The organism is Sphingopyxis sp., assembly GCF_036675685.1.
Classification (GTDB): Bacteria; Pseudomonadota; Alphaproteobacteria; order Sphingomonadales; family Sphingomonadaceae; genus Sphingopyxis.
The window spans coordinates 34,216-59,863 of the sequence record NZ_JAKFEM010000042.1 but is presented as its reverse complement, the minus strand read 5'-3'; the positions used below and the strand labels follow the sequence as shown (position 1 = coordinate 59,863).

Annotated in this window: 18 protein-coding genes; 11 read left to right on the top strand and 7 right to left on the bottom strand. The window is 65.7% G+C overall.

Annotated elements, in window-relative coordinates; genetic code table 11:
- Nucleotides 1–9: 9 nt before the first annotated feature.
- Both V6M50_RS16435 and V6M50_RS16430 read right to left on the bottom strand, forming a co-directional pair.
- Entirely contained in the window at nucleotides 10–1,179 is a 1,170-nt protein-coding gene (locus tag V6M50_RS16435; protein ID WP_332819659.1) for an ROK family transcriptional regulator, read from the bottom strand.
- Between the two features lie 220 nt (nucleotides 1,180–1,399).
- Complete coding sequence (locus V6M50_RS16430; protein WP_332819658.1) at nucleotides 1,400–3,049, bottom strand: N-acyl-D-amino-acid deacylase family protein; 1,650 nt, start codon at nucleotides 3,047–3,049, stop codon at nucleotides 1,400–1,402.
- Nucleotides 3,050–3,275: 226 nt separating this feature from the next.
- On the opposite strand from V6M50_RS16430, the gene V6M50_RS16425 reads away from it, so the two are divergent.
- The 7 genes from V6M50_RS16425 (at nucleotide 3,276) to dacB (ending at nucleotide 11,571) form a co-directional block, all read left to right on the top strand.
- Nucleotides 3,276–4,160: a LysR family transcriptional regulator gene (locus V6M50_RS16425; protein ID WP_332819657.1), complete on the top strand. Its 885-nt coding sequence runs from the start codon at nucleotides 3,276–3,278 to the stop codon at nucleotides 4,158–4,160.
- 95 nt (nucleotides 4,161–4,255) lie between these two features.
- On the top strand, nucleotides 4,256–5,290 hold the full coding sequence (dgcN, locus tag V6M50_RS16420) for an N-acetyltransferase DgcN (RefSeq protein ID WP_332819656.1): 1,035 nt from the start codon (nucleotides 4,256–4,258) through the stop codon (nucleotides 5,288–5,290).
- Between the two features lie 10 nt (nucleotides 5,291–5,300).
- Nucleotides 5,301–6,293 carry an N-acetyl-D-Glu racemase DgcA gene (gene dgcA / locus V6M50_RS16415; RefSeq protein WP_332819655.1) on the top strand — a complete coding sequence of 331 codons (993 nt, stop codon included), beginning with the start codon at nucleotides 5,301–5,303 and terminating at the stop codon, nucleotides 6,291–6,293.
- 22 nt (nucleotides 6,294–6,315) lie between these two features.
- Nucleotides 6,316–7,569 (top strand): dicarboxylate/amino acid:cation symporter, encoded by a 1,254-nt coding sequence (locus V6M50_RS16410; protein ID WP_332819654.1) that lies wholly within the window; start codon nucleotides 6,316–6,318, stop codon nucleotides 7,567–7,569.
- Nucleotides 7,566–9,068 (top strand): permease, encoded by a 1,503-nt coding sequence (locus V6M50_RS16405; protein WP_332819653.1) that lies wholly within the window; start codon nucleotides 7,566–7,568, stop codon nucleotides 9,066–9,068. The genes V6M50_RS16410 and V6M50_RS16405 overlap by 4 nt, the downstream gene beginning before the upstream one ends.
- Nucleotides 9,065–10,093, top strand: a complete 1,029-nt coding sequence (locus V6M50_RS16400) for a serine hydrolase domain-containing protein (RefSeq protein WP_332819652.1) — start codon at nucleotides 9,065–9,067, stop codon at nucleotides 10,091–10,093. The genes V6M50_RS16405 and V6M50_RS16400 overlap by 4 nt, the downstream gene beginning before the upstream one ends.
- Nucleotides 10,090–11,571, top strand: coding sequence for a D-alanyl-D-alanine carboxypeptidase/D-alanyl-D-alanine endopeptidase (dacB, locus tag V6M50_RS16395; protein WP_332819651.1), 1,482 nt, complete (start codon nucleotides 10,090–10,092; stop codon nucleotides 11,569–11,571). Before V6M50_RS16400 ends, dacB begins: the two co-directional genes overlap by 4 nt.
- A 1-nt stretch (nucleotide 11,572) precedes the next feature.
- On the opposite strand, the gene V6M50_RS16390 is transcribed toward dacB, so the two are convergent.
- Nucleotides 11,573–13,966, bottom strand: a complete 2,394-nt coding sequence (locus V6M50_RS16390) for a penicillin acylase family protein (protein WP_332819650.1) — start codon at nucleotides 13,964–13,966, stop codon at nucleotides 11,573–11,575.
- A 483-nt stretch (nucleotides 13,967–14,449) separates the two neighbouring features.
- Here V6M50_RS16390 and V6M50_RS16385 point away from each other — a divergent pair, with 483 nt between their 5' ends.
- A complete protein-coding gene (locus V6M50_RS16385) occupies nucleotides 14,450–17,437 on the top strand; it encodes a TonB-dependent receptor plug domain-containing protein (RefSeq protein ID WP_332819649.1) in 2,988 nt (995 codons plus the stop codon).
- Nucleotides 17,438–17,664: 227 nt separating this feature from the next.
- On the top strand, nucleotides 17,665–18,447 hold the full coding sequence (locus V6M50_RS16380) for a hypothetical protein (protein WP_332819648.1): 783 nt from the start codon (nucleotides 17,665–17,667) through the stop codon (nucleotides 18,445–18,447).
- Nucleotides 18,448–18,557: 110 nt separating this feature from the next.
- Here V6M50_RS16380 and V6M50_RS16375 read toward each other — a convergent pair whose 3' ends face one another.
- From V6M50_RS16375 to V6M50_RS16360, 4 genes are read right to left on the bottom strand one after another with little or no spacing between them, the layout of a single operon-like run.
- The gene (locus V6M50_RS16375; protein ID WP_332819647.1) at nucleotides 18,558–19,196 is read right to left on the bottom strand and encodes a class II aldolase/adducin family protein; all 639 of its coding nucleotides are present in this window, start codon (nucleotides 19,194–19,196) and stop codon (nucleotides 18,558–18,560) included.
- A complete protein-coding gene (locus V6M50_RS16370; protein ID WP_332819646.1) occupies nucleotides 19,193–20,143 on the bottom strand; it encodes a carbohydrate kinase family protein in 951 nt (316 codons plus the stop codon). Before V6M50_RS16370 ends, V6M50_RS16375 begins: the two co-directional genes overlap by 4 nt.
- Nucleotides 20,144–20,151: 8 nt before the next feature.
- Nucleotides 20,152–21,441, bottom strand: coding sequence for an aminotransferase class III-fold pyridoxal phosphate-dependent enzyme (locus V6M50_RS16365; RefSeq protein ID WP_332819645.1), 1,290 nt, complete (start codon nucleotides 21,439–21,441; stop codon nucleotides 20,152–20,154).
- Between the two features lie 19 nt (nucleotides 21,442–21,460).
- Nucleotides 21,461–23,698 (bottom strand): TonB-dependent receptor, encoded by a 2,238-nt coding sequence (locus tag V6M50_RS16360; protein ID WP_332819644.1) that lies wholly within the window; start codon nucleotides 23,696–23,698, stop codon nucleotides 21,461–21,463.
- Between the two features lie 154 nt (nucleotides 23,699–23,852).
- Between V6M50_RS16360 and V6M50_RS16355 the strand changes: the two genes are divergently transcribed.
- The gene (locus V6M50_RS16355; protein WP_332819643.1) at nucleotides 23,853–24,515 is read left to right on the top strand and encodes a TetR/AcrR family transcriptional regulator; all 663 of its coding nucleotides are present in this window, start codon (nucleotides 23,853–23,855) and stop codon (nucleotides 24,513–24,515) included.
- Entirely contained in the window at nucleotides 24,512–25,648 is a 1,137-nt protein-coding gene (locus V6M50_RS16350; RefSeq protein ID WP_332819642.1) for an MFS transporter, read from the top strand. Before V6M50_RS16355 ends, V6M50_RS16350 begins: the two co-directional genes overlap by 4 nt.

Below are 25,648 nucleotides of genomic sequence, written 5' to 3'. Positions count from 1 at the left end.
TCGGGCGCGTCAGCGCCCCGCCTGCATCAGGATCGATTCCGACGGCAGGACATTGTCGAGGAAAGGGATGATGGCGGCACCGATCGCCGACGCATCATCGGCCGCCCCCGCCCTTCGCACCGGCGCAACCGTGGGAAGCTTGCGCCCGGCCATCCGGGCATTGAGCCGCTCGACGAGCGCATCCGCCAATTTTCCCGGAAGCCGTCCACCGATGAGGATGGCGGCAGGATTGATCAGGCAATTGACCGCAATCAGGGGCTGAACGAGCGCGTCCGCTGCATCGTCGAGCCATTTGAGGATAATGGCGTCCTGATCGGCCGAGCCATCGATCAGCGCCTCGGGCCGGTCCACATTGTGCCCTTCCGCCTCCAGCCGGGCGTACAGCGCCGACAGCGAAACCGTATCCTGCACGATCGCGCCTTCCCCTCGCTCGGGATCGGGCATCGCCCAAATCTCTCCCGATCGCGAATTCGCGCCCCGAACATAGCTTCGATCGATAACCAGGCCACCGCCCAGTCCCGCACTGATCAGCAGGTAAAAGAAGCTTGGATGCGCGATGCCGTTGCCAAGATGCACTTCGCCGAGCGCCGCCGATGCGGCGTCATTATCGGCATGCAGTGGCCAAGGGAGCACATCGCGCAGCAGCTCGCCAACGTCGATGTCGTCCCACGCGTCATACTCTTTGGGCCGATGCGGCAACGAGATACGCCCGAGATCGTCGGGGAGGGCCACCCCGACGCCAAGGATGCGCCCCCGATCAACCCCGCCTTCTTCGAGTAGTTTGGGCAGCGCCTCGCGGACATGATCGACGACCATTTCGGGAAGCGCGAAGGCAATTTCGCGTGTGTGGCGGCTGCGTATCGTGCCGGCGAGGTCGAGCGTGACCAGCGTGATGTGATCGCGGTCGATGTTGAGCCCGATCGCAAAGGCACCGTCGGGATTGATGACGATCCGCATCGCTGGCTGGCCACGCTTCCCCTGCAGCCGCCCCGCCGGCTTGACGAGGCCCAGATCGATCAGCCGTTTCGTGATGTTGACGATGGTTGGCGGCGTGAGCCCGGTCACGCGCGCCAGTTCGCTCCGCGTCGTCTCGTCGGTCAGGCGAATGGCCTGGAGCACGATCCGCTGGTTATAGTCGCCCGCACGCTCGAGATTCGTGCCCGACAGACTGAGGGTCAACCGCGCATCGCGCGCCTCGGCCCCGCTCTTTGTCGTTTGCCGCCGATCAAGACCTGGAAGATGGGGGGTCATCGCTGGACTATTCTCCGGCCTCTCCGAATGCCCGGTACCGGCGCAAGACGCCGAACGGACAGAATCTCATAAATATGAGCGCTTTAATAATTCGATTTTTGATAAAGCGGAGTGGAGGCCTCGTGTCAATGATGAGCGAAGCAGCTTTCTAGGGCCCGGAAAGCTGCTCGGTGCAGCCAGGCGGAGGAGGCCGCAGCAGGGCGCGACCGGCGGTTACGCCCGTTGTTCGGCCGTCATCGACAGCCAATGCGCCGTTGACGAACAGTTTCCGGACGCCGACGCTCAGTTCGCGCGGGCGCACATAGTCGGCGCGCGGCGCATATTGGACGGGGTCAAGCACGACCACGTCGGCGAAATAGCCCGGACGCAGATAGCCGCGCCGGTCGAGCTTGTAGATGTCGGCGGTGCGCCCCGTCGATTGGCGGATGAAGGTCGGCAGGCCGATGACCTTCCGCTCGCGGACATAGCGCACATATTTTTCGGGGAAGGTCGCGAACATGCGGGGGTGGCCGTCCGATCCGTCGGACGATGTCACCATCCACGGCTGTTTCATCAGCAGGTCGACGTCCGCCTGCGCCATGTTGAACGACGCGACCGCGGTGCCGCCGCCGCGTTCCGGATCTTTCGCCTCGATGCTCCACCGGATGATCCGCAGCGCCGCATCGCGGCTGTCCATCTTCCACTCGCCCGCGACCTCTGCGAGCGTCTTTCCGGCCCAGGGAAAACCTTGCGCGATCAGGAGCAGCGCACCTGCCCCGCCGCGGCGGCGAAGATTGTCCTGCATCTCTTCGCGGATCCGCGCCAGCGTGGCGGGATCGTCGAGCCGCTTCAGCAACGCCGCGCCGCCGCCATCGACCGCCCAGCGCGGCAACAGCGACGCATCGAGGCTCGATCCCGACGCCAGCCAGGGATATTGGTCGGCGGTCACATCCACACCCGCCTTGCGCGCCGCATCGATCGCCGCGATCACCGCGCCGGCCTGTCCATGGACATCGACGCCGAGTGCTTTCAGATGGGCGAAATGGACCGGCATTCCCGCCTGCCGGCCGATGTCGATGGCTTCCTGCACCGATCCGAGCAGGCCGATGCTGTAGCTCGATTCGTCGCGCTGGTGGGTGTCGTAGATGCCGCCGCGAATCGCCGCCTCGCGCGCCACGGCCACGACCTCTCCGGTGGTGGCAAAGCTTTGCGGCGCATAGAAAAGTCCGGTCGAAAGGCCCACCGCGCCTTCGCACATGCCCTTGGCGACCAGTGCCTTCATCCGGCCCAGTTCCGCCGCGTCCGGCGCCCGGGCATCCTGACCGAGCACCCGCCGGCGAACCGGTCCGAACCCGACGAACGATACGATATTGGTGCCGATCCCCGACCCCGCCAGCTTGCCGGCATCCGCCGCGACATCGGGCGTGCCCGAACCGTCGACCCCGATCATCACGGTGCTGACCCCCTGATCCAGCCAGGCCGCGTTGACGCGCACCGCCTTGTCGGGCGAGCGAATGAAGCTGTCGGCATGGGTGTGCGGATCGATGAAGCCGGGCGCGACGATCATCCCCTTCGCGTCGATGACCCTGGCCGCCGAATAGCGGCCCGGGCGGCCGACATGGACGATCCGGTCGCCGCGGATCGCGACATCGCCGACAAAGGGCTTGCCCTCGCCGCCGTCATAGATCGTCCCGCCCCGGATGATCACATCGACCGCCTCGTCCGGCTGCGCCGCCGCTCCCGCCACACAGATCAGCGCCGCAGCCGCCGAAAGCGAACCGATCGTCCGGCGAACCGAAAGCGAGGCAGGCGGCGACATCGGCGTTATCCTTCCGTGGGAGGGCGTGATGGCGAACGGCATTCGACGCATGCCGCCGGTCAGTTTTTTCCGGGGATCAGGATGTCCCGAATACGCGCTCCGCGTCCAGAGAGTGTTGTTGCACCCCCTATAACCCGATGGCATAGAGGTCAAAGCCGCAGCAAATATGCGGCCAAAACAAGGGGTGAATATACTCCCCCTGACCGCAGCTTTGGGATCGCAACGGATGAACCTGCGCCAGATCGAGATATTCCACGCGGTCTTCCTGCATGGCACGGTCAGCGCCGCCGCGCGGTCGCTCAACGTGTCGCAGCCGTCGGTGACCAAGGTGCTGCGCCATGCCGAACGCTCGATCGGCCTGACATTGTTCGAACGGTCGAAGGGGCGGCTGATCCCGACGCAGGACGCGCACACGCTGTTCGCCGAAGTGTCCGACATTCAGGACCGGGTGCGGTCGCTGCGCCAGGCCTGCCAGAATATGCGTCACGGGCGCGGCGGTCTGCTCCGCATTTCCGCGCTTCCCTCGCTGGGCCTGGGCGCGATCCCCGAGGCCGTGGCCCGGTTTCTGGGCGACCATGCGGACATCATGTTCGATCTCCAGACGCTGCATCATGATGAAATGGTGCGCAAACTCTACGAGCAGGAAACCGACATCGCGATCAGTTTCGAAGTTCCGCTGTCGGCCCCTGTCGCCCACCAGGTGATCGGCGAGGGCGAGTTGGTGGTCATCTATCGCGAAGAGGATATGCCCGGCGCGCCGCCGCGCCTGCGCCTCGACGAGCTATGCGGGCACAAGTTCATCAGCCCGGTCCAGGGCGGCCCGATCGGACGGATGCTGTCAAGCGAGCTCAATCGCCTGGAGGTCGTGCTGGACGAGGTGGTTTCGGCGCGCACCTATTATGTCGCGGCGGCGCTGGTCGGCGCGGGGATCGGCATGGCGATCGTCGACAATTTCACCGCCCATGCCACGTTGCCCCTCGGCTTGGCGAGCCGGCCTTTACAGCCCGCGATCACGTTCGACATCAACGCGGTCTATCTGCAGAACCGCCCGCCATCGCGAACAGCGTCGCAGTTCCTCGCGGTGCTCGCGACGGTGATCGAGGGGCTATAGCATCAAGCTATAGGATATAGGGCGCTAGATATTGGGGCATTGCGGCAGGTGGAGATAATATTGGCCTCTCACCATCACGCAGGTTTCCCTGACCCATGATCGAAACACCCTATCTTCTCTACCTCGGCCATTCGAACGACCCCGCCGACATCAAGACCTCGCGCGGGCTCGCTGTGTTCCGGCCCGACATCTGCATCGGCGAATATCGCCACGACGATTGCCCGCTGACTTTGGACCTGCCGTGTATGGATTTCGCCGCTGCGCACGCCGCTGGCGCGCGAACGCTGGTGCTGGGCATCGCCAATGCAGGCGGCAAGCTGGGCGAGGATCTGATCGTCGATGCGCTGGCTGCGATGGAGGCGGGGCTCGACATCGCATCGGGGCTGCACCACCGGCTGAACGCCGAACCGCGTCTGATCGAAGCCGCGGCGCGGCTGGGCCGCAAGCTGCACGACGTGCGCGAGCCGCGGCCCGACATTCCGATCGGCAACGGCAAGCGACGCGCGGGCAAGCGGCTGCTGACCGTCGGCACCGATTGCTCGGTCGGCAAGATGTACACGACGCTCTGCCTCGCAACCGCGCTCGAAAAGCGCGGGCTTAAGGCCGATTTCCGTGCGACCGGACAAACCGGCATCCTGATCGCGGGCGGCGGTGTCCCGCTCGACGCGGTGGTCGCCGATTTCATCTCGGGCGCGATCGAGCAGATTTCGCCTGCGCGCACCGACGACGGCTGGGACCTGATCGAAGGCCAAGGTTCGCTCTATCACCCCTCGTTCGCCGGCGTGTCGACGGGCCTGCTGCACGGCGCGCAGCCCGACGCGCTCGTCCTTTGTCACGACCCGGTACGCCCGCATATGCGCGGCCTGCCGCACTATCCGTTGCCCGGCATTGCCGAGTCCATCGAAGCCAATCTGCGCGTAGCGCGGCTGACGAGCGCCGACGTGCGGATGGTGGGCATCGCGCTCAACACCTCGGCGATACCCGAGGAGGAAGCGATCGCGCTCTGCGCCAGGATCGAAGCCGAATTCGGGCTGCCGACCAGCGACCCCTATCGCTTCGGGGTCGAGACGATCCTCGACCGGCTGCTCGGGACGGATGTCACTGTGCAAAGCATCGCTGAAACCGCCTGACCCGCCTGTCATGCACCGCACCCTGACCGTCGCCGGCGAGATCCTGCCGCTGCACACGCCCTTTCGCATATCGCGCGGGGTCAAGACCGCGGCGCAGGTCGTGACCGTCGCCATCATGCAGGATGGCGTAACCGGGCGCGGCGAATGCGTTCCCTATCCCCGCTATGGCGAGAATGCCGAAAGCACGGTCCTCGCGATCGAGGCAGCGCGCGGGGCGATCGAGCGAGGCGCGGACCGGCAAGAGTTATTACAACTGATGCCCGCCGGCGCCGCGCGCAACGCGGTCGACTGCGCGCTTTGGGATCTGGAATTACGGCTGGCGGGACGCGACTTCGCGACGGCGTTCGACCTCGAAAAACCGCTGCGCCCGATTGTCACCGCAATGACGGTCAGCCTCGATACGCCCGACCGTATGGCAGTCGCTGCCGCGGCGCTCGCCGACGCGCCGCTGGTGAAGGTCAAGGTCGACCGGAGCGATCCGGTCTCACAGCTCAAAGCCGTCCGTAACGCGGCGCCAAGGCCGCGGATGATCGTCGACCCGAACGAAAGCTGGGCCATCGACGAGGTCCGCGATCTGCAGGGGCTGATGACCGATTTGCGCATCGACCTGCTCGAACAGCCGCTGCCCGCCGATGCCGACGGCGACCTCGCCGGTTTCCGCTCGGCGATCCCGATTGCAGCCGATGAGTCGGTGCATGTCGCGGCCGATCTCAACGATCTGCCCGATGGCTATGCGGTCGTGAACATCAAGCTCGACAAGACTGGCGGGCTGACCGCCGCGCTCGATCTTGCGCGTGCGGCGCACGAACGCGGACTGGGCGTGATGACGGGCTGCATGATCTGTTCGTCGCTGTCGATCGCACCCGCCTGGGCCGTTGCGGCACAGAGCAGCTTCGTTGATCTTGACGGGCCGCTCTGGCTTGCAGAGGATCGCACCGGCGGCGTCAGCGGGGCAAACGGCATGCTATCGCCGCCACGGCCCGGCTTTTGGGGCGGGATTTGACACGATCGGGGCACATGGGTCGATGACAGGATTTCTTCGCGGCTGGTTCGCGATTCCGCTGTGGCAACGCGTGTTGGGCGCCATGGTGATCGGCGTGGTGCTGGGCCTTGCCTGGCCCGCCGCGACATCCGCAATAGCATTTGTCGGCGAATTGTTCGTCCGGCTGATCCGGATGCTGGTCGTCCCCATCGTGTTCATCAGCATCGCGTCGGGGGTCACCGCGCTCGCCGACCCGCGCAAGCTCGGGTCGGTCGGCGCACGAACGATCGGGCTGTTCGCGGCGACCACTTTCTGCGCCGTGTCGATCGGCATCGTCGTCGGCCTGCTGCTCGAGCCGGGTAAAGGGGCCGCGCTGGGCACCGCGGTCCCCCACGCGCTGGGAGAGGCCAAATCGCTGCACGACCAGCTGATCGGCATCGTGCCCGTCAATATCGTCCAGTCGCTGGCCGAGGGCGACATGCTCGCGATCATCTTCTTTTCCATGATTTTCGGCTTCGGCGTCATCCTGGCGGGTGAGCAAGGGCGCCCGATGGCGGACTTGTTGCAATCGGCCGGACAGGTGCTGTTCCACCTGGTGCGGATCATCATGGAAATGACCCCCTTCGGCGTGCTCGCGCTGATCGCCAAGGCGGTGGCCGATAATGGCGTCGCCGTGTTCACCCATATCGGCTGGCTGGCGGTCGGCGTCGCGGCGGGCGTGATCCTGCAAATCCTGCTCGTCCACCTGCCGCTGATCGCCTTTGTCGCGCGGCAGCCGGTCCGCCGTTTCTACCGGACGATCATCGACGCGCTGGCGGTGGCCTTTTCGACCGCGTCGTCCGCCGCCACCCTGCCCGTCGCGCTGCGCATCGCGCTCGAAGACCTGCGGATCGCCCCCGGCGTCGCGTCGACGGTGTTGCCGATCGGTGCGAGCATCGGCAAGGACGGCACCGCCATGTATGTCGGCCTGCTCAGCATCTTCAGCCTTCAGGCGGTGGGCGTCGATCCCGATCTGTCGATGCTGGCGATCATCCTGCTGACCGGCGCGCTCGCGGCCTTCGGCACCGCGCCGATCCCGTCGGCATCGCTGTTCATGCTCGCCGCGGTGCTTTCGTCGGTCGGCGTTTCGCCCGAGCAGACAGCGCTCGTGGTCGGCTTCATCCTCCCCTTCGACCGATTGCTCGACATGACGCGCACCGTGGCGAGCGCCAGCGCCAATCTGACGGTCACCACCGTGGTGGCGCGCTGGGAGAAGGCGATCGGGCCCGAGGCGGACGACCCGAAGGCAGACGCATGACCGCGGCGGCGATCGAAGCGAACGCCATGACGGGGGCGCTTCCGGCGCGCCCATCGCCGCGTCGCCTGCTCGGCCTCTATCTGCTTCTCGGCTTTGCGGCGGGGCTGCCCTTTTACATGTTCAATGCCGTGCTGACGCTGCGCCTCTCACGGCATGGCGTGGACATCGTGATCATCGGCTTCTTCGCCTGGATCGCGCTACTGCCGACCTTCAAATTCGCCTGGGCACCGCTGCTCGATCGGTACGATGTGCCGGGCTTCTCGCGCTTCTGGGGGCGCCGGCGCGGGTGGATCATGCTCTCGCAGCTCGGCATCTTTCTGTCGATGGTCGCGATGGCCTTCACGTCGAGCGACGAGAGTCTGCCACTGACCGCGCTGTTCGCCATCCTGCTCGCCTTCTGGACGACGACGCTGGAGGTTGCCGCCGACGGCTGGCGCATCGAACTCGCGCCGACGCAGGCCGAACAGGCGCCGATCGTCGCCGCCAATTTGTGGGGCTATCGCAGCGCCATGGTCGCGGCGGGCAGCGGCGCGGTGCTGGTCGCGGCGTGGGCCGACTGGACCTGGGCCTATCTGGCCATCGCGGTCGCAGCATTTGCGCCCTTTCCGATCCTCGCCGCGATGCGGCCCGAACATGAAGGCACCACAGGCCGCGTGCGCGCGCTGATCGCGGGGACGCTCGCCAGCCTGGCCGTGCTGCTCGGGGTCGCGCTCGTCACCACATTGGTGGGCTGGGCATTGTTGTCCGCGGTGCAGGGCGCGGGCTTTTCGTCGAAGACCAATGTGACGCCGATCGTCCTGGGCGTGGCGCTATTGCCCTTCGTAGCGCTGGCCTTGGCCCTGCCCCGCATCCGCCGCCTGCCCGCCGACGCGCCGGCGAGCATGTCCGCCTTCGTCGCGCCCTATGTCGAGCTGTTCTGGCGTTATGGTTATGCGGTGCTGGCGGTGCTGGCCTTTGTCTCGCTCTATCGCATGGGCGACGTCCTCACCCTGACGCTCTCGCATCCGCTGTGGAACGAGGCGGGCTACAGCCTGCAGCAGATCGGCGTCGCCGACGGCGTGGTCGCGCTTTCGGCGAGCATGGCGGGCGTCGCGCTCGGCGGCTGGCTGACGACACGATTGCCGCTCGCCTGGACGCTCGCAATCGGCGCGGTGACCGCGGCGGCGGGCAACTGGATATACGTCTGGCTCTGGCACAGCGAGCCGTCGGCCTTCGTCCTCTACACCTCCGTGGCGATCGACCAGTTCGGCAATGGTTTCGCGGGCGCGGTGTTCGTGGTCTATCTCTCGATGCTGGTGAGCCCGAACTATCCCGGGGCGCAATATGCCCTGCTGTCGGGCTTTGCCTTTCTGCTGCCGCGCCTGCTCGCCGGCGCATCGGGTACGATGCAGACGCAGATCGGCTACGACGGCTTTTTCCTGCTTTCGGGCGCCCTGAGCTTCGCGGCGATCTTCCTGTTGCCCGTGATCGCGCGTGTGAAAGGACGCACGCCGCCATGACGATCGAGGCGATTTGCGAACAAGGGTTCGCACCGGCGCTGGAAGCGGTCGAGAGCGGCCGCATCCCGGGCGCGGCACTGGGGGTAGTGCAAACCGACGGGCAGAGCGCCGTGTGTTTCGCCGGAATGGCGTCCCTCGTCCCCGAGCGCGAAACGCTGACACGCGATCACTGGTTCGACCTCGCCTCGCTCAGCAAGGTGATCGCGACCACCACGATGATCCTGACGCTCGCCGAACAGGGGCGCCTCGACCTCGACCGGCCGCTGACCGACGCGATACCCGACCTGCGCCAATATGATGTCGCGGGCGCCGCCGAGCGCCGGCTGACCTTTCGCGACTGCCTTATGCACCGGACCTTCCTGCCCGCGGTCGAGCCCATCTATACCTATGGCGACGACCCGGCGCGGCTGCGCGCCTTTGTCCTCCAGCGCGAATGGCGCCACGGCCCGCCGGTCTATTCGGACATCAACTTCATCCTGCTCGGCATCGCGATCGAGCGGATCACGGGCGCGCCGCTGTCCGACTGGCCGCTCGGCGAGGGGCTCGGCTTCGGCCTACCGCCCGGCCCGGCGGTCGCGACCGAGGATTGCAGCTGGCGCGGGCACGTGATGAAGGGCGAGGTGCACGACGAAAATGCCTTCGCGCTCGGCGGCGCGCCGGGTCACGCCGGACTTTTCGGCACCATCGACGGCGTGTTGGGCTTTGCCCGCGCGATGCTGGACGGATCGATGCTTTCGTCCGCGATGATGGCCGAGGTCCGCACCGCGCACGAAGGGCATCGGACCTGCGGCTGGGAGCGCGCCTTTGCCGGATGGCACGGGGGCGACGCGGGCTCGGCCGACACCATCGGCCACACCGGCTTCACCGGCACCGGGCTGTGGATCGATTTCGAGCGCGGCCTCGCATGGACCTTGCTCACCAACCGGGTCCATCCGACCCGCCACGCCGACAGCGGCATCGCCATCCTGCGCCCCGCGGTGGGCGAACGGCTTATCGCAGCATGGGACGAACAGAAAATCATATGAAAACATCGATCAAACATGTGGCCCCGGCCTTCGCCGCGTTGCTGCTTGCCCCCGCTCCCGCCCATGCCCAGACCGCCGCGAGTCCACCGGCCGCACCGCTGCTGACGACGGTCGAGCAGAAATTGGCCGAAGGGCCGGCGGGGGCGCGTTTTGGCGTGCTCGTCACGACGCTCGATGGCGAAATATTGGTGTCGATCGCACCCGACCAGCGTTTCATCCCCGCGTCGAACACCAAGATGTTCACCACCGCCATCGCTTATGCGCAGCTGCCGCTGCTTCAGCGGACCGCGAAGGGCACTGGGGTACGGCTCGAAGAAAGCGGCGGCGTGACCGACGTCGTGCTGCACGGCCGCGGCGACCCCCGCCTGTCGAGCGCCGACGACTGCGTGATCGACTGCCTGCGGACGCTGGCCGATGCGGTCGCCGCGAAGACGCGGCATGTCCGCCATGTCATTGGCGACGACAGCTGGTTTCCCGACGAGCGCTGGAGCCCGGGGATGAGCTGGAACAATATCCAGTCGCGCTATGGCACCGGCACATCGGCGCTGACGCTCGACGACAATGAGCTGGTGATAAAGCTGGCGCCGGGCGCCGTCGGCGCGGGCGCGAATGTGGAGGCGTCCGGCTATTATGAGATCGAAAATCGGGCCACCACCGTGGCGGGCAAGGCCGAGGACATCGCTGCCGTCCGCGCGCCGGGCAGCCGCACCTTCCGTCTGACCGGCACAATCGGCGCCGAGGCGCCGCCCGTCACGCTGCGTTTTGGTATCGACGATCCGGCGCATTATGCCGCGTGGCGCTTTCGCGACCTGCTGCGCGCGCGCGGGGTGCGGGTGGACGGCGATGTCGTGGCACGCCATCAGCCGCTGGCTCCCGCCTATGACGCGGCGGACCGCAAGGGCCCACCAGCTGTCGCGCAGGCCGAACCCGCGATGCTTGCCGAATTGCCCGTGCCGCCGCTCGCCGAAAACATGGTGCGGATCAACAAGGAGAGCCAGAATCTCCATAGCGAACTGATGCTGCGGCGCGTCGCGCGGCAATCGGGCAGCGGCTCGATCGCCGACGGGCAGGCGGTGATGCGGCAGGTGATGACGCAGGCGGGGCTGCCCGAGACCAGCTATGGCTTTTCGGACGGGTCCGGCATGTCGACCTATAACCGTATCACGCCGCGCGCCGCCGTCGGCCTGCTGACGTGGATCGCGCGCCAGCCCTGGGGCGCCGCGTGGCGCGATACGCTGCCGATCGCCGGGCGCGACGGCACGTTGCAGAGCCGCTTCAAGGGAACATTTCTGGAAGGCAGGCTGTTCGCCAAGACCGGATCGCTCAACGCATCCCGCGCGTTGTCGGGTTATTTCGTCACCCGCAGCGGACGGATGCTCGTCTTTTCGGCGCTGGCCAACGATATGCCCGACGGGACCGACAGTCAGGCGACAGCGGCGGTCGACCGCGCGCTGGTCGCCGTCGCCGAAGCGCTATAGGTCAATCGGCGGCAGGCGCCAGGATCAGTCGCGCGGCGGCGTGCCGATCGACCGCCGCCTCGCTGAACCACAGCGGCTGCATGGCGCCCGCAAGCCAGCGCGGATAGAAGTCGCGATAGCGCGGTGACCGGGGATCGGCGGACTGGCCGGGCAGCAGCAGGAAGCGGCTGTTGTCCCAAGCGCCGACGTCGGCAACGAACAGATAGCTGGCGCCATGCGACACCTGGAAACCGCGCTTGGCGTTGAAGCCGCGCGCCATCGGCGTGGTGCCGTCGCCGCCCGACCGGCCGCCGTCGATCTTGGGGAAAGCGGCTGCGATCGCCGGATTCGACGACAGCGGATGCGTGATGTTCACGCGGTGCAGGTCGCCCCACCGCCAGCGTGCGGGATCGGGGCCGCCCAGTTCGACCGCCTTCTTCCACCCGGCCGCCAGCGCGGCGTCGATCAGCGCGTCGCGCGCGGCAGCGGGATTCTCGCCCAGACGCTTGTCCGGCGACGCAAGGATGCGCAGCATTTCCGACAGATTGACCGACGGGATCAGGTCGCGCGCCGCCGCCGGCACAATCCGGTCGTAGAAGTCCGACGACAGCGCCGGCATCACCATTTCATACAGCAGCGCGGCCGCGCTGTCGGCCTCGATCCCGCAATCCCATCGCCGGAGCAGCGCGGCCGCCGGCGCCGCTTCTGCCGATAGGCTGGCCGGAAGGAGCTTCAACAGCGCCCGCGCCGGAAGCGACTGGACGTCGTGCTGGAGCGCGATGCTGTCCTCGATCCGATGCTTCGGCTGGCTGCGCAGCACCTCGGCGACTCGGTCGTAACGAAAGGGGTCGCTCCAGCTGAAGCTGATGATCCGCTCGCGATAGGGATAGCCGGCGGGCAGGTTCATCTGGTTCGCCGACGCGAACCATCCTGCGGGCGGGTTATAGACATGGGGCATATCCTCGACCGGCAAAATGCCCGTCCAGTCGAAATCGCCGTCGCCGGGCGCGGGGAACAGGCCGTCATGCTTGGGCCGCCGCGGGGCGAATCCGATCGTCTGCCAGCCGGTGTTGCCGTCGATGTCGGCATAATGGAGATTGGTCGGCGATACATGCAGCTTGCACGCCTGCCGCAGCGATGCCCAGTCCTTCGACAGATTGATCGCGATGATCGCGAACCGCTGGTTCGCACCGGGCAGCATGCTGACCGTGGCAAAGGCGACCGCGCGGCCCCGCGCTACGTCCTGCGACACGATCGGACGGCCCGCGGCATAGCGCAGCGTCACGCGTTCACTCGGCGCGCCCTTGACGACGATCTCGTCCTCGAACGTCTCGAAGGCCCGCCACGCGCCCTTGTGCCAATATCGGCCCGGATCATCCTCCTTGGTGCGCAGGATGAACAGGTCGGTCTGGTCGATGTGGAAATTTGTGCGGCCGAAGGCAAAGCGATCGGTGTGACCCTGCATGATGCCGGGCAGCCCCGGCGCGCCCGCGCCGATGACATCGAGCCCCGGTGCCGTCAGATGGCACATATGACGCGGACTCGCGCGGCCGATGCCGAGGTGCGGATCGTTGGCGAGGATCGGCCGCCCCGTCGCGCTGCGCGACGGCGCGATCGTCCAGGCATTGCTGCCCAGCGCAAAGCGGTCGCCCCAACGCTGTTCGGGATCGAACCGGGCCTCTTGGGCGGGATCGAAGGATGTCGGCCGGGTCGCCGGATCCAATATGCCGAGGTCGGCGTCGCTCACCGCCGCGCAGTCGAGCCCTGCCGGCACGGTGAAGGACCAGGCGGGGCGCAGCGGCGCCATCAGCAGATCCGCCTCCAGCAGGCCCCGCGCCTGAAGCTGCGCCCGGCGCACCTCGTCGTCGGCGTCGCCCATGCCGATGCCGCGGTTGCGCACCAGGTCGTTTATATCCCAGCGCAGCGGGCTGATCCCCAATATACCATATTCCAGCGGCAACCCTGCCGGATCGGCCACCAGTTCGTCGATCCGGGCGTTCACCCCGGCAACATAGCCGCGCGCGCATTCGAGCACGTCGGGCGGCAGCGCCGCCAGTTCGGCTTCGACATCGCCGCGATAGAGGAAGAGCCGCGCGCCCCGGTCGGCGGCGACAAAACGCGGGCCGAAGGCTTCGGCCATCCGTCCCATGTCGCGGCGATGCTCCATGTCAATCTGGAACAGCCGGTCGCGCGCGACCAGATAGCCCTGCCCGAAGAAAGCATCGTGCAGCGAGGCGGCGCGGACATGCGGCACACCCAACTCGTCTTCGATGACCTCGATCGCCGCACGCGAGCCGGGCAGCCTGATGGAGCGGGCGACGCCCTTGCCGCCTTTGACCCTTGGTTTCGCAATAAGGCTTCCCGGCATCGCGACGAGCGCGGCGGAAGCCAACAGGAACGCACGGCGCTGGATCAACAGGGCCTCCCCGACAAGGAATGAAGATGACGAAGCCCGACCTATCGCAACGCGGTGCCGCAACGCCATAGCAAGCGGTCTGCCGCCTATAACCGCAAGCTATCCGCATCCGGCGCCGACGCATTTCGGCGAAACCATTCCCTTGGGCTATATATCCATATCGCCAGGTTCATAGCGAAGCGGTTGACCGGCTGCGGCCACCCTGTAACCTCGCTGTCACGAACCCGGCTGTCCGCGCGCCTTGAACGTGGCGATGGCCGGACCGATACGACGAATATCACGAAAAACATAAGAAGGCGGAGCCAAGCGCCCGCCGGGCGGTCAGGTGGGACATAAGGGCAAGCCAACTCGGCGCACCGGCGCCGGGGTACGCCTCGGGCGGCGTGCGGCTTGGCTTCTGGGCAAAAAAAGGGGACTGTTAACATGCGTGATCTTGGACGAGCTCGTCGGCCGCTGGGCCACAAAATCCGTTTCGGCGCGGCGATGACCGCACTGGTTCTGGTTCAAGGAGCGCCGGCGCTGGCGCAGGAGGCCACGGCTTCCGCGGACAGCGATGCGGCGGCGGCCGACCAGATTGTCGTCACCGGCACGCGCATCGTGCGCGACGGGTTCCAGGCGCCGACGCCGCTGACCGTGCTGAGCGAAACGGAGATCGAAAACAGCTCGCCGACGAACAACATCGCCGATTTCGTCAACACGCTGCCGTCGCTTGCCGGCTCGACCCGTCCGTCCAATTCGCGCCTCAACATTTCAAGCGGTCAGGCGGGCATCAACACGCTCAACCTGCGCAACCTGGATGCTAATTCGAGCGGGACTCGGACGCTGGTGCTGGTCAACGGCCGGCGTTCGGTGGGCTCGGCGATCACCGGGGTGGTCGACATCAACACCATCCCGCAAGCGCTGATCTCGAGCGTCGAGGTCGTCACCGGCGGCGCCTCCGCGGCCTATGGCTCGGATGCGGTCGCGGGCGTTGTCAACTTCATCCTCAACAACAAATATGAGGGGCTGAAGATCGAGGCCGACAGCGGCGTCACCCAAGAAGGCGACGGCTTCAACTATTCGGCCAGCGTCGCGGGTGGGATGGCGTTTGCGGGCGGGCGCGGTCACATCCTGCTGAGCGGCGAGGTCGCGCACCGCGACGGCATTTTCCAGGTCGATCGCGACTGGAATCAGATCGGGTTTCTGCGGTTCGAGAACCCGGCCTATCTGGCGAACGCCAACTCGGGCGCGCCGCAGTATATTTTCGTGCGCGGCGCGGGCCCGGTCAACTCCACTCCCGGCAGCATCATCACCAATTCGACCGGCGGTGCGGCCAACCGGCTGCGCGGCCTCTATTTCGGCAATGGCGGGTCGGTCAACCAGTTCGTCTGGGGCGATATGACCTTCCCTTCGCCAACCGGCACCGCGGTGCCGCTGCGCACCCGGGGCGGCGACTGGCGGGTCAACGATTCAGGACGCAATATCGGCCTCGATCCGCGCGACGACCGTTACGGCGTGTTCGGCCGCCTCAGCTATGAGGTCAGCGACGGCATCGAACTGTTCGCCGAAGCCGCTTACAACAAGCAGGAGGTGTTGTTCAACGCCGGTCCGAACCTGCAGACCGGCATCGTGCTCAATGCGACCGGCTGCACCCAGACGCCGGTCCCGATCACCTGCAACGCTTTCCTGCTCAACACGCTGGGCGCGGCACGGTTGCAGGGCATCACCAGCGTCACCGTCGCCACGACGTCGGCCGACCTGCCGTTCCGCGGGATCAACAACAAGCGCGAGGTGCAGCGTTACCTGATCGGCGCGGAGGGGGAGTTTGACGCATTTGGAAAGACGGCACGCTGGGATATATACGGTCAATATGGCCGCGCCGAACTGCGTGAGCAACTGCGCGACATCCAGAACATTGCACGCATCAACGCCGCACGCGACGCGGCCTTTGCGCCCGCCGGCAGCGGCTTTCCCGCAGGGTCGATCCAGTGCCTGATCAACGTCGATGCGAACCCGAATAACAACGATGCGGCGTGCGTTCCGTTAAATCGCCTCGGCCTCGGCGTCGCTGATCCGGCGGCGATCGATTATGTGCTGGGCGATCCGTACCGCGACCAGGTGATCGAACAGATGGTGGTCGGCGCGAACTTCTCGGCCACGCCGTTCGCGACCTGGGCGGGCGATGTCAGCGTCGCGATCGGCGCCGAATATCGCAAGGAAGAGGTCAGCGGTTTTGTCCCCGATGAGTTCCAGCCGGTGCCGATCCGCGATGCGAACGGCAACGTCACCGGTGCCACCAATCGCTGGTCGGTGGGCAACTATCTGCCCAGCCGCGGATCCTATAACGTCAAGGAAGCCTATTTCGAAACCGTCGTTCCGCTCGGTTTCGGCCTGGAATTCAATGGTGCGGTGCGCGCGACCGATTATTCGACCGCCGGCTATGTCACGACATGGAAGGCGGGCGCGACCTGGCAGCCGATCGACGATATTCGCCTGCGAGTCACCCGTTCGCGCGACATCCGCGCACCCAACCTCAACGATCTGTTCCAGGCGGGTACGGCGAACAGCGATTCGGTCAGCAATCCCGGTTTCATTACGGGCACCAGCCCGTCCTTCGTCCCTGCCGGACAGCCGCCGCAGGCGGGCTACAGCTATTCCGGGTTCGCGACCGGCAACACCGATCTGACACCCGAAAAGTCTGACCAGTGGAATGTCGGCGCAGTCTTTACGCCAACCTTCCTTCCGGGGTTCAACCTTGCGGTCGACTATTTCGACATCAAATTGAAAAGCGGGATCAGCGCTTTCAGCGCCCAACAGATCGTCAATCTGTGCTTTCTGGGCGAGCAGGCGTTCTGCGACGCGATTAGCGTCGATCCAGCGCGAACCCAGAACCCAGCGCAGCCCTATTTGGTCATCCTGACGCGGCCGTTTAACGCGGCAAGCCAAAAAATGCGTGGCCTCGACATCGACGCGTCCTATCGCATCCCGCTCGGAGAAAGCAGCGGCACCTTCACGCTCCGCGGCCTTGCCACGCGCTATCTGGAAAACCGCTTCGACAGCGGCGTCCCCGGCACGGTGGTGCTCAACACGGTGGGCGTGAACGGCGGCCAGTTCAGCACGCCGAAATGGATCTACCGCGTCAGCGCCGCCTATGATCACGACGATTTCAGCATCACGGCAGTTGGCCGCGGCGTAAGCGCGGGCAAATATGTCGCCAACGGCATCGAATGCCAGACCACCTGCCCCGTCTCGACGGTCAACGCGCCGACCTATGAAAAGAACCGCGTCAAAGGAGCATTCTACGTCGATCTCAATCTGACGCAGAAATTCTCCGGCGGTGGCGACACGCAGGGCGAGTTCTTCTTTAATGTGACGAACCTGCTCAACGGCGACCCGATCCTGCTGCCCGAAACCGGCCTGGCCGCGAACAGCACCTATTCGGACCTCTTGGGCCGTGCATTCCGCGTGGGCGTTCGGTTCAAGACACGCTGACGCGAGGCGAACGAAAGAAAAAGGGAGGGCCCTGTAGCCCTCCCTTTTTTTAAGGCCAATCTCTGGGCCGATGCCCCCCGCGCTGCAGCCGGTCGAAGCGAAACACTGGCCTCCGGCCGCCATTTCGTTCATCAGACGGCGCTCACACTTGTCAAAGGTCTGGCGCCCCACTACCCCATCGCGGATGTAGCCCCGGCACGTTGACCAGCGGACGCCACCACCAAAGATTGCTTCAGCTGAGCCCTGTTCCAGCCACCCCCTACGTTGAACCGCTCAACATCGGGCTTGGGCGCCGCACGCTTGCCATAAGCCTGGCCGTTCTGATTCCCGGGCTCCTGCTGCTCATGCTGCTCACCTTTGGCTCGGAAACGCCGCCCGATTATCGGGAGGCGCGCGTCAGCGTGGTGAGCCTAGAGGCCACCGAGATTTCGGAGGAAGCGCCCAAACCGAGCAGCGCGGAGCGAACCGAGGAGCAGCCCGAACCGCCGCAGCCAGCACCTGAGGAACCGCTGCCGTCCAAACCGGCCGAACCGCTGCCCCCGCCCGTAGCAGTATCCAAGGCCGCGCCGGCAATAGCGACGCCAGCCGAACGGCTACCATCGCCGGCGCCTCCCCGGATCGGCACTCGTCCACCTGGCGGGCAGGTCTATGGGCCACCTAACATTGGCGGGAGCTCTTCCTCCCGCGATACGGAGCGGGTGGGAACGGCCCCCAATGGCGAGCCGCTCTATGCAGCGGCATGGTATCGCGAGCCGCGAGATGACGAGCTGCGCGGCTATTTGTCCACCGCCAGCGGGCCCGGTTGGGGACTGATCGCTTGCCGCACAGCGCCGGATTATCGAGTCGAGGATTGCGTCGGGCTCGACGAATATCCGAACGGATCGCAGATCAATCGCGCGGTGCTCGCCGCGGCGTGGGCGTTCCAGGTGCGGCCTCCGCGACTCGGTGGACGGCCGCTGGTGGGCGCTTGGGTCAGGATCAGGATCGATTACGGCATTGGCCGGCGTTAGTCAGGCCTCAAAGGCATCATAGCCTGAAGAGGACCGGGGCGGCGAGAACGATGGCGAGAGCAAGGCCTTCTGGCGGCTATCCGGACGAACTCGATGAAAAGCCGCCGCGGTCACCGCTGGCCATACCCTTTGAAGGCTTCCAGGATTCGCTCCATCTCGACAGGATCGAGCAGCTTGGGACTGCCGATCGCCAGCGTGCCGCAATAGACCGCCGCCTGCTCTTCGACCTCTTCGGCGATCGCCATGGCAGTGGCGAGGCTCGGGCCGAGCGCGATCAACCCATGATTGGCCATCAGGCAAGCGAAGCGGCCACCAAGCGTTTGCGCGACCCCTTCCGCAAGTTCCTCGCTGCCGAAGGTTGCATAGGGCGCGACCGGAACGCTTGCGCCGCCACTCACCGCGACCATGTAGTGAAGCGGAGGGATTTCGCGATGCGCGCACGCCAAAATGGTCGAATGACGCGCATGGCAGTGGACGATGGCTTTTGCATCGGCGCGGCGGCGGTAAAGGCCGAGATGCATCTGCCATTCGCTCGAGGGTCGCGCAGCACCCGGCGCGACGCTGCCGTCGCCGTCGACGAAGACGATCGTGTCGGGCACGAGGCGATCGGGCGTGATACCCGAAGGCGTGACCAGCATGCCGGAAGCGTAGCGCACCGAAAGATTCCCCGATGTGCCGCGATTGAGTCCGCGCGCATCGAGCGCGCGCATCGCATCAACGAGTTGCTGGCGGGCTTCGGCGTCGGTCATCGCACCTCTCCACTAACGGGTGTGTCGCGCGCAAACGCGCGCGTCTCATCATAGCCTCCGAGCCGGCCCAGCGTTCCGATGCCCAGAGCAACCTGCGCCGCCGTCGCAACCGCGAAGCGCAGGGCCGCCTCCCCATCGAGTCCCCGGCTTCGCCCGGCATGGAAGCCCGCGCACAAACTGTCCCCGCAGCTTGTCGTATCGACGGGGTCGATCCGATAGGCGGGGACGTGGATTTGCCGGTCCGACTGCACCAGCAAGGCGCCCTTTGCGCCCAGCTTCACAAGGCAGCCGCCAGCACCCTTGGCCATGAAATATCGCGCACCCTCCACCGGATCGTCGGTGCGGGCAAGCGCGCGAACTTCGGCCAGGCTTGGCATGAACAGATCGATATGCGGCAGCAGCCTATCGAGGTCGGCATTGGCGGCGTCCGACGGCGCGATCAGGTCGCATGACGTGAACGCGCCCAGCGCGCGCGCCTGACGGAGAAAATCGGCGCCGCGATCCGCGACGCCCGGGAAGTCGACGGCTCCCCAATGAACCGCCGTCGTACGCGGCAGCGCTGCGAACATCGCATCAGTGACAGGCGCAAAGACGCTGGCGCCCATCATGTGCCAGTTCGGCCGTTCACCGCCCGGACGGACCGGGAGCACGGTCGTCGAGGTCGGCATATCCGACTGCGTGGCGAGCATGCGGGTGTCGACGCCTGCTGCAACGAACATCGAACGCACAAGCTTACCCTGCGGATCGTCGCCGACCGCCGAGGCGATGCCGGCCGCCATACCGAGTTTCTGCGCAACAAGCGCCGTCCCGCCGGCCGTACCCGCGGGCGAAAGCACGATCGAATCGACAAGGTCGCCGGTATCGGCGTCGGGAAGCGACGACACCGGATGGACGGTGATGTCGAGCGTCGTGAGCCCGACCGCCAGCAGGTCGAGAGGCTGGTCCATGCGGCGCCTCAGCCGGCCGTTTCGGGCGTCGCCATCGCCGCCGCCATCGCGACAAGCACCGCGTGCGGGACGAGCTCGTCGCGGCGCGCAGCAATGGCGCCGAACGCATCCCTGGCGGCGGCGATAGTGCGGTCGATGTCGGCCTCGGTCATCGCGGCGCAGAGGAACATGTTGTGCCACGGGTGAACATAAATCCCGCGCGCGAGCATTTCCTCGGCCCAAGCATAGCCGACGCGGAAATCGGGGTCGCCCTCGAACATGATCTGCGGCATCTGGACCGGGCCGGTCTGGCGCAGCACAAAACCGCTTCCCGCGGCGGCAGTGTCGAGCCCCGCTCGCAGTCGGTCGCCGAGGCGGATCATATGCTCAAGATAATCGGTCTCGCGAATGATACGCAGCGTCTCGATCGCCGCCGCCATCGGGACGGCGGAAAGCCAGAAAGACCCGGTCGCATAGATGGCACCGGCACCCTCGCGGCAGCTGTCCGAGCCGAGCAGCGCCGAAATCGGGTGCCCGTTCGCGAAGCATTTGCCCCATGCGCTGAGGTCGGGCGCCACGCCGAGGTCGGCCCAGCTGCTGCCCCGCGCGATACGGAAGCCCGCGCGAACCTCGTCGACGATGAGCATCGCGCCGGTCGTGTCGCAAAGCGCGCGCGCGCGGCGGGCATAGGCGGGGTCGGGTGCTTCTTGATCGATGAAGGCATCGTGACGGAACGGCGATGCGAAGATCGCGGCGAGATCGTCGCCCGCGTCGGCGACCGCCGCCTCGAGGCTGGCGACGTCGTTATACGCATAGGTACGGACATGCGCGCGATCCTCGGCGACCGTGCCCGCGGGGATCGGCGTGCACCACGGCGCGGCCCCATGATAGGCGCCTTTCGCCACCAGCACGATCCGCTTGCCCGTCTGCGCGCGCGCGCTGCTCATCGCCATCGTCGTGGCGTCGGTGCCATTTTTGCAGAACATCACCCAGTCGGCATGATCGACCATCGCCACCAGCGTTTCGGCGAGTTCGACCATCGCGGGCGACGGACCGGTCAGCGTATCGCCGAGCGCCGCCTGCGCGCGCGCCGCGGCCTCGACCCGCTCGTCGCGATAGCCGAGCAGGCTCGGGCCATAGGCGCACATATAATCGAGATAGCGATTGCCGTCGGCATCCCAGATATAGGCGCCTTCGGCCTTGCTGAAGAATTGCGGAAAACTGTCCGGCAACAGCCGCACCGATTCATGCCCGTACATCCCGTTCGGGATCACTTTGAGCGCGCGCGCGCGCAGCGCAGCATCCTGCATTCTGGTCATATCTATCTCGCTTGCTTTGTCAGAATTTCAAGACGGCCTGAACGCCGTAGGTCGCCGGATCATTGTAGTTGAGCTGATCCATCGTCACGACGGGCGAGACATAGGTCACATAGCGCGTGCCGGTGATATTCTTCGCCCAGAGCGCGACCTCCAGATTCTCGTCGGCCGAGAGCCAGGACAGGCGCGCATTGGCGATGCCGTAGGGCTTGACCCGGTTGGCCCGGATATTGTCGGGCGTGAGGAAGGTTTCGGACTGGAGGCTGCCGTCGACGCGCAGCTTGAGCGCGCTGTCGCCCGGCAGCGGCTGGGTCAGCGAGAAGCCCGCCGAGATTGCATATTCGGGCGCATTGACGAGCTTGTTGCCCGAATAATCGTCGGCCGCCAGCGCGGTGAAATCCTTGTAGCGCGCGTGCAGCAGGCTCGCGTTGACGAAGGCGTTGAAGGTGCGCGAGGGCTGCGCCTGAAGTTCGATTTCAAGACCGTAAAGCTCGGCATTGCCGGCATTGAGCTTGCGCTGGACCGGCAGCACCCCCGACGTGTCGAAAACGAACACCTGCAGATCGCGATAATCATAATAAAAGGCCGCCGCGTTGAAGCGTAGCGTCCGGCCGAGCAGATCGCTCTTGAAACCCGCTTCATAGGCATAAAGCTTTTCCGAGCGGAACGGCTGCAACTGCGCCAGATCGCTCGACGATCCGCCCGCAAACCCGCCGCTGTTATACCCCTTCGACGACGAGGCGTAGAAGAGCAGGTCGTCGGTCGCCTGGAACGACAGCGCCGCGCGCCACGACAGGTCCTTGAATGTCTTCGACCCCTCGAAATCAAGCACCGGAACGACGATCACATCGTCGAAGAAGCTGTGGAAATCGAAATCGATGCTGTCGGCCGAATAGCGCAGGCCGCCCGTCAGCGTCAGCCGATCAGACAGCTTCACATCGGCCTGCGCGAACGCCGCCCAGCTTTCAGTCTTCTGGGTATAGGGATAGGCGAAATTGCCGATCGAATTGACCGGGTCGAACGTGCCGAGAAGATCGTTCGGATCGCGGAACACGCGCAATATGTCGAACGCGCTTTCGGTCACCAGCTTGTCGTGGAAATAATAGCCGCCGACGATCCAGTTGACCGCGCCGCCGTCGCGCGACTGCAGGCGCAGTTCCTGGCTATATTGCTGCGGCCGATCGATATAGGTCGCGGTCAGCACGTTGTTCGGGCTCGCATCGGTATCCTCGACCGTGCTGCGGCGTACCTGCTCATAAGCGCTGATCGAGGTCAGGGTGACGCCCGAAAAATTGATGCTGGCGGTCAGCGAGGCGCCGAACACATTGACGCGCTCCTGCCCCTCGATGTCATAATCGCCCGCGTTCAGATCGCCATCGGTGTCGGCATAGCCCAAGCCATCGAGCGGCACACCGTCCGCGAAATTGGGATTGCCGGCAAAATCCACGCCCTGCCCCCGGTGCTGGAACTGGCGCGCGCCACCGCGATTCTGGCCGCCGTGGACGATCGCGCGGATCAGGACATCTTCGCTCGGCGTGAGGTCGACGATTGCGCGGCCCGCCCACATATCGAGGTCGTTGAGCTTGTTGCCGGTGACGCGGTTGAGCAGCCAGCCGTCGCGGCGAAGATAGGTGCCCGCGACGCGCATCTTGAGGAGATCGGTGACGATCGGCCCGCCAACGCCGCCTTCGACCTGCACCTCGTTGAAACGGCCATAGGATAGCGCGGCGTTGGCGCTGAACTCGTCGGTTGGCTTGCGCGAGGAAAAACGGATCGCGCCCGCAGTCGTATTGCGGCCGTAAAGCGTGCCTTGCGGGCCCTTCAGCACTTCAATGCCATCGCTGTCGAAGACGTTGAAGAGCTTGCCGGCATTCGCGCCGAGGAAGACATCGTCGACATAGACGCCCACCGCGCCCGTCGTGTTCGAGTTGAAATCGCCGATCCCGACGCCGCGTAGAAACAGCGAGGTGGTCGTGGCCGACGTCCCGGCTTGCGACGAGAGGCCGGGGACGAGGATCGAGAGGTCACGCGGATCGCGGATGCCGACCTCGGTGAGCGCTTCGCCGCTGATCGCTGCGATGCTGATCGGCACATCCTGGATATTCTGCGACCGCCGCTGCGCGGTCACGACGATCTCGCCGAGGCCCTCCTGGGGGGCAGTGGAGGCCGCATCGGCCGGGACATCGGCGTCCTGCGCCGATGCAACCGCCGGAGTGAGTGCCAGCAACGAAACCGAAATCATTGCAAAACCGCGTTTCATCGACTTCCCCTTCTCCATTTCGGATATTTATCCGGTTTAGAGAGCAAGCAGCAACCAGAGAGTCAAGAAAATTTCATCTTGCCGACATCAAAACCAGATAAAAGGTTGATTTGAATTGACGCCTGAGGAATAGTCGACGCGACCAGGAGCGCGCATGACCACAAGTGAATTGACCCGGGCGGAAATCCGCCGCCCCGCCCAGAAACGGAGTCGTGCCCGGTTTGAAGCTATTCTCGACGGCGCCGAACGCTTGCTCGACACGCTTCCGCCCTCGGCGATCAGCATTCACGCCATCGCCGCCGAGGTCGGCATCTCGCCGCCGTCGATCTATCATTTCTTCCCCGAGCCGCAGCTCGTGTTCAGCGCGCTCGCCGAGCGCTATCTCAAGCGCTTCGAGGAAGGTGTGCTGACCGAAGCCCCGGGCCATGTCGAAAGCTGGCAGGAACTGCAGACCCTACAGTTTCGCGCCGGGCAAACATGGTTCAACGCGCACCCGGCCGCTCGCCAGGTCCTGCTTGGAGGGCCCGCATGGTCCTCCGACATTCACGCGCAGGATCTCGACAGCAATTTCGTCATGGCCGGCCGCAGCATCCAACTGATGGCCCAGCGATTTTTGATGCCCGACATTCCAGACATCGAGGATCGCCTGGTCGAGGTCATCGCGATCAGCGACGCGATCTGGTCGCTGTCGATCCATCGTTACGGCGTCATCACCGACGCGATGGAAGAACAGGCTCGCCGCGCCCGGATTGCCTATTCGCGGACCTTCCTTCCCGAATATCTCCCCCTGCGCAATGACGGGACCCTGCCGTCTTGACCGCGCCGCTTCTGCCGGTCGACGGTCGCACCCTCACCACGTCCATCCTGATCGGGTCCTGCGCCCTGCTCGTCCTCGGGGTGCAGCCCGTGCTGCTCGGCGCTCTGGTGCAGGAAGGCCGGATCGCCGACAGTCAGGTCGGCAATCTCGTCACGATCGAAATGCTCGCGATCGTTCTCGGGTCGCTTCTCGGCATCGGGATGCTGCGCAGAATCGGCGCGAGGATTGTGATCGGCGTCGCCGGGGTCACACTCGCGGCCGCCAATTTCGCGATGCTCGGGCAATCGGGGATGCTCTTTCTCTCGCTGATGCGGGCCGCAACGGGGCTGACCGAGGGGATTCTTGTCGCCGCCGCGCTCGTCGCCATTTCGCGCGTCGCAAGGGTGGAGCGCGCCAGTGCGATCTTCCTCGTCGCGCAGACGCTTCTGCAAGCGGCCGTCGCCGGGGCGCTTCCCCTGCTGTCGGTCGCCCAATCGCGGACCGACGCCGCGCTCGCCACGCTGGCGGCGGCCGGCGTGGTTGCGGCCGTATCGGTCGTCGCATTACCGTCACAGCTCCGGCCAGCCGAGCCCGACGGCGAACGCGGCGCGCTGACACCCGCCAGCCTGACCGCGCTGCTTTGCGCCGGGCTGTTCCTCGGCGCTATTGTTTCGGTGTGGAGCTATTTCGGCCTTTGGCTGATCCAATATGGATACCCGCCAGCCTTCGAAGGAACGGCGGTAGCGCTATGCCTCGTCTCGCAGGTCGTTGGTGCGCTTGCCGCCGCGCGCTTCGGTGAACGACTGCCCAACCGGAAGACGATTGCCGGCTGCGCCCTGACGGGTGCGTTGTTGGTGGCGCTCTTCTTCCTCTTCCGCGGCAGCGCCGCTGCCATCATCACGATCAGCATGGCGTTCGGTTTCGTCTGGCTCTTCACACTTCCCTTTTTCGCAGGGTGGCTCATCGAAATCGATCCGGCCCGCCGCGCTATTCTCTATCTAACCGCCTTCCAACTCGGTGGAGCGGCGCTGCTGCCATCGCTGGCCGGCCTGGCCGTCGGTCGCTTCTCGATCAACGCGATGCTCGTCTTCAGCGGCGTCATATTTGCGGCGCTCGCCGCAATCGCGTGGAACGCCGGCGGGCGAAAGGCATAG

Excerpts from the sequence above, each read along its gene's own strand:
- V6M50_RS16405 (WP_332819653.1), top strand. The coding sequence starts at position 7,566 with ATGACCGCGGCGGCGATCGAAGCGAACGCCATGACGGGGGCGCTTCCG.
- V6M50_RS16410 (WP_332819654.1), top strand. The coding sequence starts at position 6,316 with ATGACAGGATTTCTTCGCGGCTGGTTCGCGATTCCGCTGTGGCAACGC.
- dgcA (WP_332819655.1), top strand. The coding sequence starts at position 5,301 with ATGCACCGCACCCTGACCGTCGCCGGCGAGATCCTGCCGCTGCACACG.
- V6M50_RS16370 (WP_332819646.1), bottom strand. The coding sequence starts at position 20,143 with ATGGACCAGCCTCTCGACCTGCTGGCGGTCGGGCTCACGACGCTCGAC.
- dgcN (WP_332819656.1), top strand. The coding sequence starts at position 4,256 with ATGATCGAAACACCCTATCTTCTCTACCTCGGCCATTCGAACGACCCC.
- V6M50_RS16425 (WP_332819657.1), top strand. The coding sequence starts at position 3,276 with ATGAACCTGCGCCAGATCGAGATATTCCACGCGGTCTTCCTGCATGGC.
- V6M50_RS16385 (WP_332819649.1), top strand. The coding sequence starts at position 14,450 with ATGACCGCACTGGTTCTGGTTCAAGGAGCGCCGGCGCTGGCGCAGGAG.
- V6M50_RS16375 (WP_332819647.1), bottom strand. The coding sequence starts at position 19,196 with ATGACCGACGCCGAAGCCCGCCAGCAACTCGTTGATGCGATGCGCGCG.
- V6M50_RS16400 (WP_332819652.1), top strand. The coding sequence starts at position 9,065 with ATGACGATCGAGGCGATTTGCGAACAAGGGTTCGCACCGGCGCTGGAA.
- V6M50_RS16365 (WP_332819645.1), bottom strand. The coding sequence starts at position 21,441 with ATGACCAGAATGCAGGATGCTGCGCTGCGCGCGCGCGCGCTCAAAGTG.
- V6M50_RS16360 (WP_332819644.1), bottom strand. The coding sequence starts at position 23,698 with ATGAAACGCGGTTTTGCAATGATTTCGGTTTCGTTGCTGGCACTCACT.
- dacB (WP_332819651.1), top strand. The coding sequence starts at position 10,090 with ATGAAAACATCGATCAAACATGTGGCCCCGGCCTTCGCCGCGTTGCTG.
- V6M50_RS16355 (WP_332819643.1), top strand. The coding sequence starts at position 23,853 with ATGACCACAAGTGAATTGACCCGGGCGGAAATCCGCCGCCCCGCCCAG.
- V6M50_RS16430 (WP_332819658.1), bottom strand. The coding sequence starts at position 3,049 with ATGTCGCCGCCTGCCTCGCTTTCGGTTCGCCGGACGATCGGTTCGCTT.